This window comes from Candidatus Accumulibacter sp. ACC003 (assembly GCF_907163085.1).
Classification (GTDB): Bacteria; Pseudomonadota; Gammaproteobacteria; order Burkholderiales; family Rhodocyclaceae; genus Accumulibacter.
On the sequence record NZ_CAJQTX010000007.1, the window covers coordinates 417,103 to 430,180 of the forward strand.

11 protein-coding genes are annotated in these 13,078 nt (G+C 63.6%); 6 read left to right on the plus strand and 5 right to left on the minus strand.

Features of this window, described 5'->3' with window-relative positions:
• Positions 1 to 146: 146 nt before the first annotated feature.
• Positions 147 to 1,460, minus strand: coding sequence for an MATE family efflux transporter (locus tag QZ656_RS17290; protein WP_366522186.1), 1,314 nt, complete (start codon positions 1,458 to 1,460; stop codon positions 147 to 149).
• Positions 1,461 to 1,760: 300 nt separating this feature from the next.
• On the opposite strand from QZ656_RS17290, the gene rimP reads away from it, so the two are divergent.
• Genes rimP through truB form a run of 5 tightly spaced genes read left to right on the plus strand, consistent with a single transcriptional unit; the run spans position 1,761 to position 8,083 of the window.
• Positions 1,761 to 2,228: a ribosome maturation factor RimP gene (gene rimP, locus QZ656_RS17295; protein ID WP_291994561.1), complete on the plus strand. Its 468-nt coding sequence runs from the start codon at positions 1,761 to 1,763 to the stop codon at positions 2,226 to 2,228.
• Positions 2,229 to 2,242: 14 nt separating this feature from the next.
• Positions 2,243 to 3,715, plus strand: coding sequence for a transcription termination factor NusA (gene nusA, locus QZ656_RS17300; protein WP_291994562.1), 1,473 nt, complete (start codon positions 2,243 to 2,245; stop codon positions 3,713 to 3,715).
• Positions 3,716 to 3,734: 19 nt separating this feature from the next.
• Positions 3,735 to 6,740 carry a translation initiation factor IF-2 gene (infB, locus tag QZ656_RS17305; RefSeq protein WP_291994563.1) on the plus strand — a complete coding sequence of 1,002 codons (3,006 nt, stop codon included), beginning with the start codon at positions 3,735 to 3,737 and terminating at the stop codon, positions 6,738 to 6,740.
• Entirely contained in the window at positions 6,741 to 7,172 is a 432-nt protein-coding gene (gene rbfA, locus QZ656_RS17310; protein ID WP_291994564.1) for a 30S ribosome-binding factor RbfA, read from the plus strand.
• Positions 7,169 to 8,083 (plus strand): tRNA pseudouridine(55) synthase TruB, encoded by a 915-nt coding sequence (truB, locus tag QZ656_RS17315; protein ID WP_291994565.1) that lies wholly within the window; start codon positions 7,169 to 7,171, stop codon positions 8,081 to 8,083. The genes rbfA and truB overlap by 4 nt, the downstream gene beginning before the upstream one ends.
• A 116-nt stretch (positions 8,084 to 8,199) precedes the next feature.
• Here truB and QZ656_RS17320 read toward each other — a convergent pair whose 3' ends face one another.
• The 4 genes from QZ656_RS17320 to QZ656_RS17335 all read right to left on the minus strand — a co-directional run bounded on the left by QZ656_RS17320 (position 8,200) and on the right by QZ656_RS17335 (position 11,732).
• Positions 8,200 to 9,204 (minus strand): PEP-CTERM sorting domain-containing protein, encoded by a 1,005-nt coding sequence (locus QZ656_RS17320; RefSeq protein WP_291994566.1) that lies wholly within the window; start codon positions 9,202 to 9,204, stop codon positions 8,200 to 8,202.
• Positions 9,205 to 9,533: 329 nt separating this feature from the next.
• Positions 9,534 to 10,199, minus strand: coding sequence for an ATP-binding cassette domain-containing protein (locus QZ656_RS17325; RefSeq protein WP_291994567.1), 666 nt, complete (start codon positions 10,197 to 10,199; stop codon positions 9,534 to 9,536).
• A complete protein-coding gene (locus QZ656_RS17330; RefSeq protein WP_291994568.1) occupies positions 10,196 to 10,888 on the minus strand; it encodes an ABC transporter permease in 693 nt (230 codons plus the stop codon). Before QZ656_RS17330 ends, QZ656_RS17325 begins: the two co-directional genes overlap by 4 nt.
• A gap of 13 nt (positions 10,889 to 10,901) precedes the next feature.
• Positions 10,902 to 11,732: a substrate-binding domain-containing protein gene (locus QZ656_RS17335; protein ID WP_291994569.1), complete on the minus strand. Its 831-nt coding sequence runs from the start codon at positions 11,730 to 11,732 to the stop codon at positions 10,902 to 10,904.
• Positions 11,733 to 11,869: 137 nt separating this feature from the next.
• Here QZ656_RS17335 and QZ656_RS17340 point away from each other — a divergent pair, with 137 nt between their 5' ends.
• Positions 11,870 to 13,075 carry an HDOD domain-containing protein gene (locus QZ656_RS17340; RefSeq protein ID WP_291994570.1) on the plus strand — a complete coding sequence of 402 codons (1,206 nt, stop codon included), beginning with the start codon at positions 11,870 to 11,872 and terminating at the stop codon, positions 13,073 to 13,075.
• Positions 13,076 to 13,078 lie beyond the last annotated feature (3 nt).

Sequence of the window (13,078 nt, forward strand, 5' to 3'; positions counted from 1 at the left end):
GCAGTTTATCGGCTTTACCCCTCTTGATAGAATTTTTTCAGCCAGTAACGGCGAGCCGCGAGCCAAGCCAGGGCCTCCACGACCTGGTCGGGCCGGCAATGGGCAGCATCAAGGCCAGCCTGCCGGTTGCTGCGCAGCACGGACGGCTACTCCTTGACCGCTTCTACGGCCCGCCGTAGCAGGTAGCCGAGCAGAATCGACGCGACGATCAAGCCGAGCAGCGAGGCCAGCCAGAAGCCGGCGGCGCCCATCGGTCGAGGGGCATGGAGGGCTAGCCACCAGCCGCCGAACAGACCGATACCCCAGAAGCAGACGACGTGCACCAGCATCGGCAGTAGCGTGATCTTGTAGCCGCGCAGGGCGTGCGCGGCGATCGTCTGGACGGCGTCGAAGACCTGGTACAGGGCGACGTAGCCGACCAGCGCCAGCGCCACGCTCTGTACCGCCGGGTCGTCGGTGTAGGCCGCAATCAGCGGCGCAGCGACCAGCCACAGCAGCAGACCAAGGAGCGCCGACAGGACGCCGGCCAGCAGCAGCCCGGCGCTGATCGACAGCTCGGCGCGCCGCCAGGCGCGTGCGCCAGCGGCGTGGCCGACCTGGACCAGCGTGGCAATGGCCAGCGCCAGCGGCAACATGTAACAGATCGCCGCCAGGTTGGCGACGATGCGGTGGCCGGCGACGACCGTCGCACCGAGTTGCGCAATGAACAAGGCCATCAGGGTGAACGATGAAATCTCGACAAAGTGCGAAAATCCCATCGGCACGCCGAGGCGCAACAGGGCCGCCAGTGGCCGCCGCCGCGGTAGCTGCCAGTTGGCGAGCAGGCGGTACGGCCGCAAGGCCCTGGCGAACAGCAGGTAGCCCGCTGCACAGAGCATCGAGAGCCAGCCGACGGCGGCATTCGACACGCCGCAACCACGCACGCCGAGCGCTTCGCCGCCCCACTGCCCGGTGACCAGCGACCACGCCAGAACGCCGTGCAGCAGCGTAGTGCCGACGCTGATCACGAGCAGTGGTCGCGTTCTGCCCAGGGCATTGCAGAAGGCGTGGAAGGTCCGGTAGAAGAGCACGGCCGGCATGCCCATGGCGAGCATCGCCAGATAGTCGCGGGCCTTCTCTTCGACCGCCGGGTCGATTCTTGACAGCGCGAACAGCGGCTGCGGGTGCAGCAGGAGGTACACGCCGGGCGCCGCCAGCAGCAGCGCCAGCCACAAGGCCTGCTGCAGCGCGCCGGCGACCTCGTCGGCGCGGCCGGCGCCGTGCAGCTGGGCGACCGTCGGGGCGATCGCCTGGACGATTCCGGCCAGGGCAAAGAGCACCGAAATGTAGATGCCGCCGCCAACCGCCACCGCTGCCAGATCGTCGGTCCCGTAGTGGCCAAGGAGAGCAGTATCGATGACCATCACGCCCATCGAAGCCAGTTGGGCGATCAGGATCGGCGTCGCGTGCGCGACAATCAAGCGGGATTGCTGGGCGAACATCGCTGGGGAAGGGCGGTCGGGGTGAGATCGGGCCGCCAAGGCTAGCCGATTTTACTGGCCCGTGCGCCAGCTGTTGAGCGCTCCGTTGCCGCCGCGCCAGCGCCGGCCAGTGCCGTCACAGCACGCGCCGCCGGGTCGGCGAGCACGCTTGAGAGCTCGCGGACGAGCCTGGCGATTTACGTCGGCGGATAGTTTGGTTATAATCCATCGGTTTTCCGGTCGCCCCACGGGGCAAACTTTTTCGGGGATGGGCGTTTCGCCCATTTTTTATTTGCAGCCATGGATATGCACGAAGTTCTTGAAAAGACGGTGACTGGCCTCGGCTACGAGTTGGTCGATGTCGAGCGGAGTCCGCGTGGCCGCGTGCTGCGCGTCTTCATCGACAAGTCGGAAAAGCCCGGAGGTATCGATGCTGAAGACTGCGCGCAGGTCAGCAATCAGCTGTCGCGCGTGTTGCTGGTCGAAAACGTCGACTACGACTGCCTGGAGGTGTCGTCGCCAGGGCTTGACCGGCTGTTGCGCAAGGAGTCTGATTTCGAGCGTTTCGCGGGCTCGGAGATCACGCTCAAGCTGCGCTTGGCGGTGAATGGTCGACGGAACTTCAGCGGCGTCCTGCACGGTGTGTGCGAAGGCAAGCTGCGCTTGCAGATCGATTCGGGTGAGTTGGAGTTCGACCTGGCCAATGTTGACAAGGCACGCCTGGTTCCGGATTTCGGTCGCGCAAAATCGAGTGACAGGCTGGTTTAGGAGGTAATGAGCAAATGAGCCGCGAAATCTTGCTGCTGGTAGATGTTCTGGCACGTGAAAAGAACGTGACCAAAGACATCGTCTTCGGCGCGCTGGAGTTGGCGCTGGCGTCGGCTACCAAGAAGCGCGTCCACGACGACGCCAACGTGCGTGTGGTCGTCGATCGCGAAACCGGTGATTTCGAGACGTTCCGCCGCTGGGAAGTCGTCGCCGACGATGACTTCCTCGACGAAGAGCAGACCATCCCGCTGTCGGAAGCGCAGGAACAGGACCCCGAGGTCGAGGTCGGCGACTTTCTTGAAGAGGCGCTGGAGCCCGTCGACTTCGGTCGTATCGGCGCGCAGGCCGCCAAACAGGTGATTCTGCAGAAAATCCGCGACGCCGAGCGCGAGCAGATTCTCAATGACTTTCTGGACCGCAAGGAACACCTGGTTACCGGCACGATCAAGCGCATGGAGCGCGGCAACGCGATCATCGAAACCGGCAAGATCGAGGCCATGTTGCCCCGCGATCAGATGATTCCACGCGAGAATCTGCGCGTTGGCGATCGCGTCAAGGCGTATCTGCTGCGTATCGACCGAGCCGCCCGCGGCCCGCAACTGATTCTGTCGCGGACCGCACCGGAGTTCATCGTCAAGCTGTTTGCTCTCGAAGTGCCGGAAGTCGACGATGGCCTGCTGGAAATCAAGGCGGCGGCGCGCGACCCCGGCATGCGTGCCAAGATCGCCGTCAAGTCCAACGACCAGCGCATCGATCCGATTGGTACCTGCGTCGGCATGCGCGGCATGCGGGTCACCGCGGTGACCAACGAGCTGGCTGGCGAGCGTGTCGATATCGTGCTCTGGTCGGCCGACCCGGCGCAGTTCGTCGTTGGCGCGCTGGCGCCGGCTGAAGTCAGTTCGATCATCGTCGACGAAGACAAGCACTGCATGGACGTCGTCGTCGACGAGCAGAACCTGGCGATCGCCATTGGTCGTGGCGGCCAGAACGTTCGTCTGGCGTCGGAAATGACCGGCTGGACGATCAACCTGATGACCGAGGAAGAGTCCAAGACCTTGGTCGAGGCCGAGGCTGCGGCGATCCGGGTGTTGTTGATGGAGAAGCTCGACGTCGACGAGGAGGTGGCCAACATCTTGATCGAGGAGGGTTTCTCGACACTTGAGGAAGTCGCCTACGTGCCGGTCCACGAGATGCTTGAAATCGAGTCCTTCGACGAAGCGACGGTCCAGGAGCTGCGTGAGCGGGCGCGCAACGTTCTGCTCACCGAGGCGATCGTCACCGAGGAGAAGATCGAGGACGTCTCCGAAGATCTGCTGAGCCTCGAAGGAATGGACAAGGCGCTGGCTGGAAAACTGGCCGGCAGTGGTGTCAAGACGCGTGACGATCTTGCCGATCTGGCGGTCGACGAATTGACCGAGATGACCGGCATTGATGCACTGCGGGCCAAACAACTGATCACCACGGCGCGCGCGCACTGGTTCGAGTAAGCCGGAAAAAGGAATTCATATGGCGCAAACAAGCGTTGCCCAATTTGCCACCCAGTTAAAAATGCCCACCGGCGCCCTGCTCGAGCAGTTGCACAAGGCGGGCGTCGTCAAAGGCGTGGCTGACGATCTGCTGTCCGAGCAGGACAAGTCGAAGCTGCTCGAGTATCTGCGTCGTTCGCATGGTGGCGCCGACGCCAAGACCAAGATCACGCTGATGCGAAAGGAAACCAGCGAAATCCGCTCACGGGATTCGCATGGCAAGTCGCGGACGGTGCAGGTCGAGGTGCGCAAAAAACGCGTGCTCGTCAAACGCGATCCCGTTGAAGCGCGGCCGGCAGTGGCAAAGGCCGAGCCCTTGCTCGAGGAGCAGCTGCAGCCGGTCGACGAGCAGCGGCTCGAGGCGGGCGCCGAAGCGCCTCCGACGGCTATCGTCGAAGCCGCGACTGAGCCAGTCGCGGCGCTGGTCGTCGAGCCGGTGTTCGAGCCGGTGTTCGAGCCGGTGTTCGAGCCCGTAGTTGAAGCGGCCATCGAGCCGGTGCTTGACACTCCTGCCGAGCCGTTCGTCGAGAAGCTTGTCGAGGCGGCTCTCGAGGAGCCGCCGAAAGTGGTCGCCGAAGCCAAGGAGTCCAAAGATTCCAAAGATTCCAAAGATTCCAAAGATTCCAAAGATTCCAAAGATTCCAAAGATTCCAAAGAGGCCAAAAGTTCCAAGGAGTCCAATGAACACAAGGAACCCAAGGAGTCCAAAGCTGAGCCGGTGCTCGAAGCCAAGCCGGGGGTCAAGAAGGTGGTGACGCGCGCTTCGATTATCGGCGAGGAGCAGCAGAAGCTGCGCGCCGAGGAAGAGCGGCGTAATGCCGAGTTGCGCGCGCTGCAGGAAGCCGAGTACAAGAACAAGCAGCAGCGCGTGATCGACCTCGCTCGGCTGAAGCAGGATGCCGAAGAGAAAGCCGTTGCCGCCAAGGCGGCGGGGGTTGCCAAGCAGCTGGCCGCGCAGACCGCCAGCGAGCGGCCTGCGGAAGACAAGACTTTGCACAAGCCGGTTGGTAAACCGGCTGCGTCGGACAAGAAAACTCCCGACAAGAAAGTCGCCGACAAGAAGGGCCAGTGGAAGAACGAGGGCGCCAACAAGCGTGCCGGGCTGCGGACGCGTGGCGCCACCGGCGGCGCCGGTTGGCGCGACAACAAGCACGGCAAGCGCTCGGGTCGGGGCAGCAGCGGCGACGAAGAGCATTCATTTCAGGCGCCCATCGATCCGGTGATTCACGACGTGCATGTGCCCGAGACGATTTCGGTTGCCGACCTGGCGCACAAGATGGCCGTCAAGGCCACCGAAGTGATCAAGGCGCTGATGAAGATGGGGTCGATGGTGACCATCAACCAGGTGCTGGATCAGGAAACGGCGATGATCATCGTCGAGGAAATGGGCCACAAGGCGTTTGCTGCCAAGCTTGATGATCCTGATGCCTTCCTTGCCGACGACAGCGTTGCCGACCACAAGGATGTGGTGTTCGAGCCGCGTGCCCCGATCGTCACCGTGATGGGCCACGTCGACCACGGCAAGACATCGTTGCTCGACTACATCCGCCGTACCCGCGTTGCCAGTGGTGAGGCTGGCGGGATCACCCAGCACATCGGTGCTTATCACGTTGAAACCGAGCGCGGCATGGTGACTTTCCTCGATACACCAGGGCACGAGGCATTTACGGCGATGCGGGCACGCGGTGCCAAGGCCACCGACCTGGTCATCCTGGTTGTCGCTGCCGACGACGGCGTCATGCCGCAGACGCGCGAGGCGATTCACCATGCGAAAGCCGCCGGCGTGCCGCTGGTGGTGGCCGTGAACAAGATCGACAAGCCTGGCGCCGATGCCGATCGGGTGAAGCAGGAACTGGTTGCCGAACAGGTGGTGCCGGAAGAATACGGTGGTGATTCACCGTTCATCTCGGTTTCCGCGAAGACCGGGGCAGGGATCGACGAGTTGCTCGAAAACGTCCTGTTGCAGGCCGACGTGCTGGACCTGAAGGCGCCCAGGGATGCTCTGGCCAAGGGCCTGATCATCGAGGCGCGCCTGGACAAGGGACGCGGCCCGGTAGCGACGATGCTGGTGTTGTCGGGAACGCTTCGCCAGGGCGACGTGGTGCTCGCCGGCGAGGTCTTCGGTCGGGTGCGTGCGATGATCGACGAAAATGGCAAGATGATCAAAGAGGCGGGTCCGTCGATTCCGGTCGAAATTCTCGGTCTGTCGGACGTCCCGGCGGCCGGCCAGGAGGCGGTGGTATTGGCCGACGAGCGCAAGGCGCGCGAGATCGCGCTGTTCCGTCAGGGCAAATACCGCGACGTCAAGCTGGCGACCAAACAGGCGGCCAATCTCGAGACGATCCTTGACCAGATGACCGAAACGGAAGCCCGGGTGCTGCCGCTGATCATCAAGGCCGACGTTCAGGGCTCGCAGGAAGCCCTGGTGCAGTCGCTGCAGAAACTGTCGACCAGCGAAGTCAAGGTCAACGTCATTCACGCCGCGGTCGGCGCGATCAGTGAGTCCGACGTGCACCTGGCGCACGCCTCGAAGGCCGTGATTATCGGCTTCAATACGCGCGCCGATGCTGGCGCGCGCAAGGCCGCCGAGAACGCTGGTGTCGATATCCGCTACTACAACATCATTTACGACGCGGTCGACGAAGTGAAGGCGGCGCTGTCGGGAATGCTGGCCCCCGAGAAACGCGAAGACATCACCGGTCTGGTCGAGATTCGGCAGGTCTTCCAGGCGACGCGGATCGGCACCATTGCCGGTTGCTACGTGCTCGAAGGCGTCATCAAGCGTCACTCACGGGTACGTTTGCTGCGCAATCACATTGTCGTCTGGGACGGCGAGCTGGACGGACTGAAGCGTTTCAAGGACGACGCCAAGGAGGTTCGCAGTGGCTTCGAATGTGGCCTGTCGTTGAGGAACTTCAATGCCTACGAGCAGGGCGACCAACTCGAAGCCTACGACGTCACCGAAGTGGCCCGGAAGCTGCTGTAAATGCCGGCGCACAAAGGCTTCTCGCGCCGCGACCGGATCTGCGAGCAGATCCGTCGCGAGCTCGCCGAAGTGATCCGCAGCGAACTGCGCGATCCGCGCGTCGGCATGATCAGTCTGACCGACGTGCTGATCAGCGCTGATTATGCGCACGCCAAGATCTTCTTCAGCAGCCTGGCCGGCAGCGAGAACCTGGAGTCGGTCCAGCTCGGCCTGCAAAGGGCGTCGGGATTTCTGCGTGGCGAGCTCGGCAAACGGATCAGCATCCACACCACGCCGCAGCTGCATTTCATCTTCGACGAGTCGCTCGAGCGGGGCGCGCAGATGTCGAAGCTGATCATTGAAGCAGTGGCGATCTCGGCTCAGAACGATCCGCCCGACGCAACAGATTCACCCGACTCACCCGACCTACCCACGCCGCCAGACGCCACTTGACGATCAAGAAGACCTGGCGGCGAGTCGATGGCGTCTTGCTCCTCGACAAGCCGACCGGGATGACGTCGAACGCCGCCTTGCAAGCCGCGCGTCGCCTTTTCTCAGCCGCCAAGGGCGGTCATACGGGTACCCTCGATCCGCTGGCCAGCGGCCTCTTGCCGCTATGCTTCGGCGAGGCGACCAAGTTCGCCGTCGATCTGCTGGCTGCCGACAAGACCTACGAAGCGGAATTGCAATTTGGCGCCCGCACCGATACCGGTGATGCCGACGGCGTCGTCGTCGAGCGCGCCCCGGTCGACTTCGGGCTGGCCGAGCTGGCCGCGGCGCTGGCTGGCTTCCGCGGCCCGATTCGCCAGATTCCGCCGATGTACTCGGCCTTGAAGAGAGACGGTAAACCGCTCTACGAGTTGGCGCGGCAAGGGATAGAAGTCGAGCGCGAGGCGCGCGAGGTGAGCATCCACGAGCTCTCCCTGGTCGATTTTTCGGGCGATCGCTGCCGCTTGCGCGTGGCCTGCAGCAAGGGTACGTATATCCGCAGCCTGGCCGAGGACCTGGCGCGTTCGCTGGCCTCATTGGCGCACCTGACGGCGCTTCGTCGCCTGGCTGTCGGAGCGCTGGTGGTTAGCGATGCGGTGACCCTGGAGCAGCTGGCGGCGCTCGCCGACGAAGATCGCCAGCGCTGGGTGCTGGCCCCCGACAGCTTGTTGCAGAGTTTGCCGCCGGTCTATCTGGAAGCCGCCGACGCGCTGTGCTTCGTCCACGGTAATCCGGTGCCGAGCAGCGGGCTACCGGGGAAATGCCGGGTCTACGGCGAGCACCACCACCTGCTGGGACTCGGAGAACGTGACGAGCACGGCAGCCTGCGCCCTCGCCGTATCGTCGCTTCGACTGCCGCCGCTGCGCAGCCGTGATCGGCTGGGCTGGCTGACTTGCGGCGCCTGCCGCGTACGTCAGTCCGGCACGACGCCAACAGCTCGAAAGAAAAAACCCCGCAGAGCGGGGTCTACTGCCTGTTCAAGCGGCCGATTCAGCTCTTGCGCTGGCGGCGACCAAAGCCAATTCCGGCCAGCGCAAGGCCGAGCAGCGCCAGAGTGGTCGGTTCGGGTACGCCTGCAGGGACCGTGAAGCCCTGCACGACAATGACTTCATTTGCGCCGAAGAAGGTTGAAAAGAGGAAATCGCCGGTGAGCGGATCAATCGTCGCGCCTTCAGCGCCACTGAGTCCGGTAATGAAGTCCCGGCGCGTGCTCAGCAGGGGATTGCCATTCGCGTCCAGATCGTAGGCGGCGACGCTGCCTGCGCTGAACTCCGACACCAGGAGGCTATTGACCGTGAAACCCGCATTGCCGGCGGCGATATAGACAAAGCCTTCGGGACCACCCGGAAGATTGTCCATCGCACCTGTTGACAGGTCGAGATCGATCTGCGTCACCGAGTCGATGTTGTAGGTGCCACTTCCATCCGCACTGTAGGCCGCGTTATACCACTCGCCACCACTCCACGAGACCAGTTTCATGCCGCCCGCACCGCCGAAGCTGGCCGGGACAAAATTGATCGCAGAGTGCGATCCGGCGACACCGAGCGGTGCGAGGTCGATCACCTTGTCTTCGGCGGTGCTTCCCGGCTTGGTCTGCCCCAACTGGTTTACAGGCCATTGCGAGGTGAACAGCACACCGCCCGGACCATAGACCACACCGCCATCGTTGAACGTCCCGACCGACCCGAAGGGTGTCGGGATGCCGCTGAATCCCGTGATGTGATTGCCGGAGCCGCGCGTGACGCCGATCTCGTAAATCAAGCCATCGGCAGTGTTTGCCGCGCCACCGATGAGCAGCGTATTCGGGTCTCCGGCCTTCAGCGTCAGCCCGCCATAGGGGGTGGGAAGGTCGCTGATTGAGCCGAGGCTGGCGGCGGTGTAATTCCCTGAAAAATCGATCCCCAAACTAAGTGCCTGAGCGCTCCCGTGCACCCCCGCCAGCAAGGCTGCGGCGCCCAGGCAATGCGTTAAACGCGTTTTCAACAGTGTGTTCATGTCAAATGCCTCGAAGTAGTAGTGCTGGCACTGGCCGTGGTGCTCCGGAAAAGAGCTGGGTCAAGACGCGATTTCGTGGTTCACCTTGTGTAAAAGCAAAGGTCCCGGTGTCCAAAGCACAGATCGCGCCAGAACCTTGCGCTCCCTGCCAGACCATCATGATATCAAGCGCTTGATGGTCGGTTTCCGGTGGTCCACCGGGGCAGCTACGGCTTGACTGTAAAATTTTTCGACATCCGGAAGCGCTGCCAACGCGACTATTGCACCAGTCGTGTGCTCGGCTCCGTCCATCTGGCGTCTCAGGGCGGCATCCGGTCACGCTCAGCCGATCAGTCGCTTGCCACAGGCCTCGGTCGAATCCGGCCGTCAGCCAGGTGTAGCGGCTGCATTTCAGGCAGGGCGATGACGTCGCGGTCGTGACAGGCGACCACCGTCGTGCATTCTGCTGCGCAGAATCCTCGTAGCAGATCTATCGTTTGCCGGCGCGATTCGGCATCCAGATTGGCCGTCGGCTCGTCGAGCAACAAAACCTTCGGCGACAGTACCCAGGCGCGTGCCAGCGCCACGCGTTGGCGCTCGCCGCCCGAAAGTTTCTGCGGCGGCGTCGCCAGCAGGTGGTCGAGGCGTGCCCAGGCGATTGCCGCGGCCAGCAGCGCTTCGCGTCGGCCGGCGTCAACGCCGCGAGCGCGCAGCCCGTAGACGATGTTGTCGGCGACCGTGCTGTGAAACAGGTAGGGGTGCTGGTGGACGTAGATCACTTCGCGGCGCAGCCAGTCGGGATAGGGGTGCCAGTCGAAGCGCTGCGCGCCGTAAAGGCCGTGCCCGCTGTCGGGTGCGTCGATACCCGCCAGGATGCGCAACAAGGTCGACTTGCCGCTGCCGTTTTCGCCGGTCAGTACGTAGCTCTGGCCAGCGCTCAGGGTCAGCGTGTCGATCGCCAGCAGGCGTCGCTCGCCGAAGGATTTGGCGATGTCGGTGACACCGAGGAGCGTCATTGCCGTGATTCTCCCTGAAAGAACGCGAAGGCCGAGTTGATTCCGAGGGCGACGACCAGCAGCACGATGCCCAGCGCAATTGCCTGCGCGAAGTCGCCCTTGCTCGTTTCCAGGGCGATCGCCGTCGGCATGTTGCGCGTGACGCCGGCGATGTTGCCGCCGACCATCAGCGAGCAGCCGATTTCCGAGACGACGCGGCCGAAAGCGTTGCACACCGCGGCCATCAGCGCGAAGCGAACTTCGACGAGCATCGTCCAGGCGACGCGCGGCGTCGCCGCGCCGAGCGCCACGGCGGTCTCGCGGGCGCGCGGGTCGGCGCCCTGGATCGCCGCCAGCGAGAAGGCGATCAGTACCGGCAGGGCGATCAGCACCTGGCCGATGACCATCGCCGTCTGGCTGAACAAGAGCTGCAACTGGCCAAAGACGCCTTGCCGCGACAGCAGCAGATAGAGGAGCAGGCCGACGACCACCGTTGGCGACGCCAGCAGCCCCTGGACGACGACGATCAGCGCGCGCCGGCCGGGGAAACGAAGCGTCGCCAGCAAGTAGCCGAGGCCGATGCCCAAGGGCATGGCGATCAGCATTGCCCGCAGCGTCACCGACAGCGACACGCCAACGATGCTCCAGAGCTCCGGGTCGGCGGACAGCAGTAGACGTAGCGCCGCGTGCGTTGCGTCGATCAGGTTCAAAGGCCGGTCCGCGCTACGGCTTGCCGTCGGCGCTGACGAAGAACAGTTGCTCGCCCTGCGGCTTGAAGGCGCTGATTGCCGCGCGTCCGCTGGCGCTGGTCAACCAGTCGATCAGCGCGTTGGCATCGCTGAAATTGACCTCCGGGTATTTCTTCGGGTTGACCGCCATGATTCCGTAGGGGTTGAACATCCGTGGATCGCCCTGGGTCATGATCTGCAGGCCGGTTTTCGCCTGGTAGGTCGCATAGGTGGCACGATCGGCGAGCGTGTACGCTTGCATCTCGCCGGCCATGGTCAGGACTTCGCCCATGCCGAGGCCGGCGGCGACGTGCCATGGTGCGCCCCTGGCGTCGATGCCGAGCTGCTGCCAGTAGCTCTTTTCCATTCGCTCGGTTCCCGAATCGTCGCCGCGCGAGACGAAACGCGCGCCGCTACCGGCGACCTTGCGCATCGCCTGCAGGACGTCGCTGGCACCGCGAATCCCGGCTGGATCGCTCGGCGGTCCGACCAGGACGAAGTCGTTGTACATCACGTCGCGCCGCTTGATTCCGTGTCCGGCGGCGACGAAGGCGTCTTCGGCGCGGCGGTCATGAACGAGCACGACGTCGACGTCGCCGTTTTCGGCGAGTTTGAGCGCCTTGCCGGTGCCGACCGAGATGACCTGCACCTTGATGCCCAGCGCCTTCTCGAATGGCGGCAGGATGGCGCGCAGCAGGCCCGAGTTGTCGGTGCTGGTGGTCGTCGCCAGGCGCAGATCGCGCGCCTCGCCGGTCGACGAAACGACGAGGAGCAGCACGGCGATCGCCGCCGCCAGCCGCTGCCAGCTAAAGAAAGTGCGCGTCATGCCGTTATCTTTTCCCGAAAGTGACGATTAGAGGTTCGACTTCGACCCTGGTCGTATTAACATGGATGCTTGGCTGCGACCGGCCGAAGCCATTTCCGGAACAGAGGAATTCGACCTTCACGACAAGAGCCACGACCATGCCGGATCCTTACTCTTTTTTTCGACCCCTGCTGGCTGCCGACAAGCGTTGGGCTGCGCTTGACTGGCGTAGCGCCGGTGCGCAGGCGGCCGAGGCCGCCGACCTGACACGCTGCTTTGCCGACGCCGGCGTGGCGGCACTCGCCAAACTGCTGCCGGTAGTCTTGTCGATCGACCCGAAGTGGTTGGTCGAAAGCGAGTCTATCGAACAATTCCAGGCCGACCAAGCCATATTCGTCGTCCCGGCGGCGGCGCTTGACGACGCGCAGACCATCGACGTGTGCATCGGCTTGCGCAAGCAGGGGCGCCATCTGGCCTTGCAACTGGAGCGCGCCGAGACCATCGACACGCTGCCGCGCGCCGCTTTCGACTATTTGCAGGTCGATGCGACGTTTGCCCGTGAGCAACTCTCGGCCGGCGACCTGAACGATCTCGAACGGAGCCCTTTCCGCAAGATCGCCACGGCTGTCGGCTCGGTGCACGCCTTCGAGTGGCTGGCCGGCAAGCGCTTCGATCTCAGCGACAGCCGTTTCGTGACGATCCTCGACCCCGCTTCGGGCGGTGAGCGGGATCTGCCACGACTGCAGGTTCTCAGGCTGTTGAATCTGGTCATTCAGGATGCCGACAGCCGCGAAATCGAGGAGGTCTTTCGCCAGGAGCCGCGGCTATCGTATAACCTGTTGCGCCTGGTCAATTCGGTTGCCGTCGGCGCCAAGACCCGCATCAACAGCTTTCATCAGGCGATCGCGCTGCTCGGTCGACGCCAGTTGCAACGCTGGTTGCAGTTGCTGATCTATGCCGATCAATTGACTCATGGCAGCAAACCCAACCCCTTGATGCAACTGGCAGCGCAACGCGGTCGTCAGCTCGAGTTGCTGGCCGCCGCTCTCGGTCCAGGCAGCGCGGCTGCCGAGGCGGCCGAAGCGGCGTTCATGACCGGTATCTTTTCTTTGCTCGATATCCTGCTCAAGATGCCGATGAGCGAGATCTTGCGCGACTTGCCTTTGCCGTCTGACGTTGAGGCGGCGCTGGCCTTGCGTCAGGGTCAGCTGGGCACGCTGCTGGCCGTTGTGCTGGCCGGCGAGACGGGTGATTTCGCACAGGCGCAAGCCTTGCTGGCGAGCCTCGAGATCGGACCGGCGGCGCACGCCGCGGCGCAGGTTGGCGCCTTTTACTGGGCGGCCCGGATCAACTCCGAAAGGTGATGC

Excerpts from the sequence above, each read along its gene's own strand:
- rimP (WP_291994561.1), top strand. The coding sequence starts at position 1,761 with ATGGATATGCACGAAGTTCTTGAAAAGACGGTGACTGGCCTCGGCTAC.
- nusA (WP_291994562.1), top strand. The coding sequence starts at position 2,243 with ATGAGCCGCGAAATCTTGCTGCTGGTAGATGTTCTGGCACGTGAAAAG.
- infB (WP_291994563.1), top strand. The coding sequence starts at position 3,735 with ATGGCGCAAACAAGCGTTGCCCAATTTGCCACCCAGTTAAAAATGCCC.
- rbfA (WP_291994564.1), top strand. The coding sequence starts at position 6,741 with ATGCCGGCGCACAAAGGCTTCTCGCGCCGCGACCGGATCTGCGAGCAG.
- QZ656_RS17320 (WP_291994566.1), bottom strand. The coding sequence starts at position 9,204 with ATGAACACACTGTTGAAAACGCGTTTAACGCATTGCCTGGGCGCCGCA.
- QZ656_RS17325 (WP_291994567.1), bottom strand. The coding sequence starts at position 10,199 with ATGACGCTCCTCGGTGTCACCGACATCGCCAAATCCTTCGGCGAGCGA.
- QZ656_RS17335 (WP_291994569.1), bottom strand. The coding sequence starts at position 11,732 with ATGACGCGCACTTTCTTTAGCTGGCAGCGGCTGGCGGCGGCGATCGCC.
- QZ656_RS17340 (WP_291994570.1), top strand. The coding sequence starts at position 11,870 with ATGCCGGATCCTTACTCTTTTTTTCGACCCCTGCTGGCTGCCGACAAG.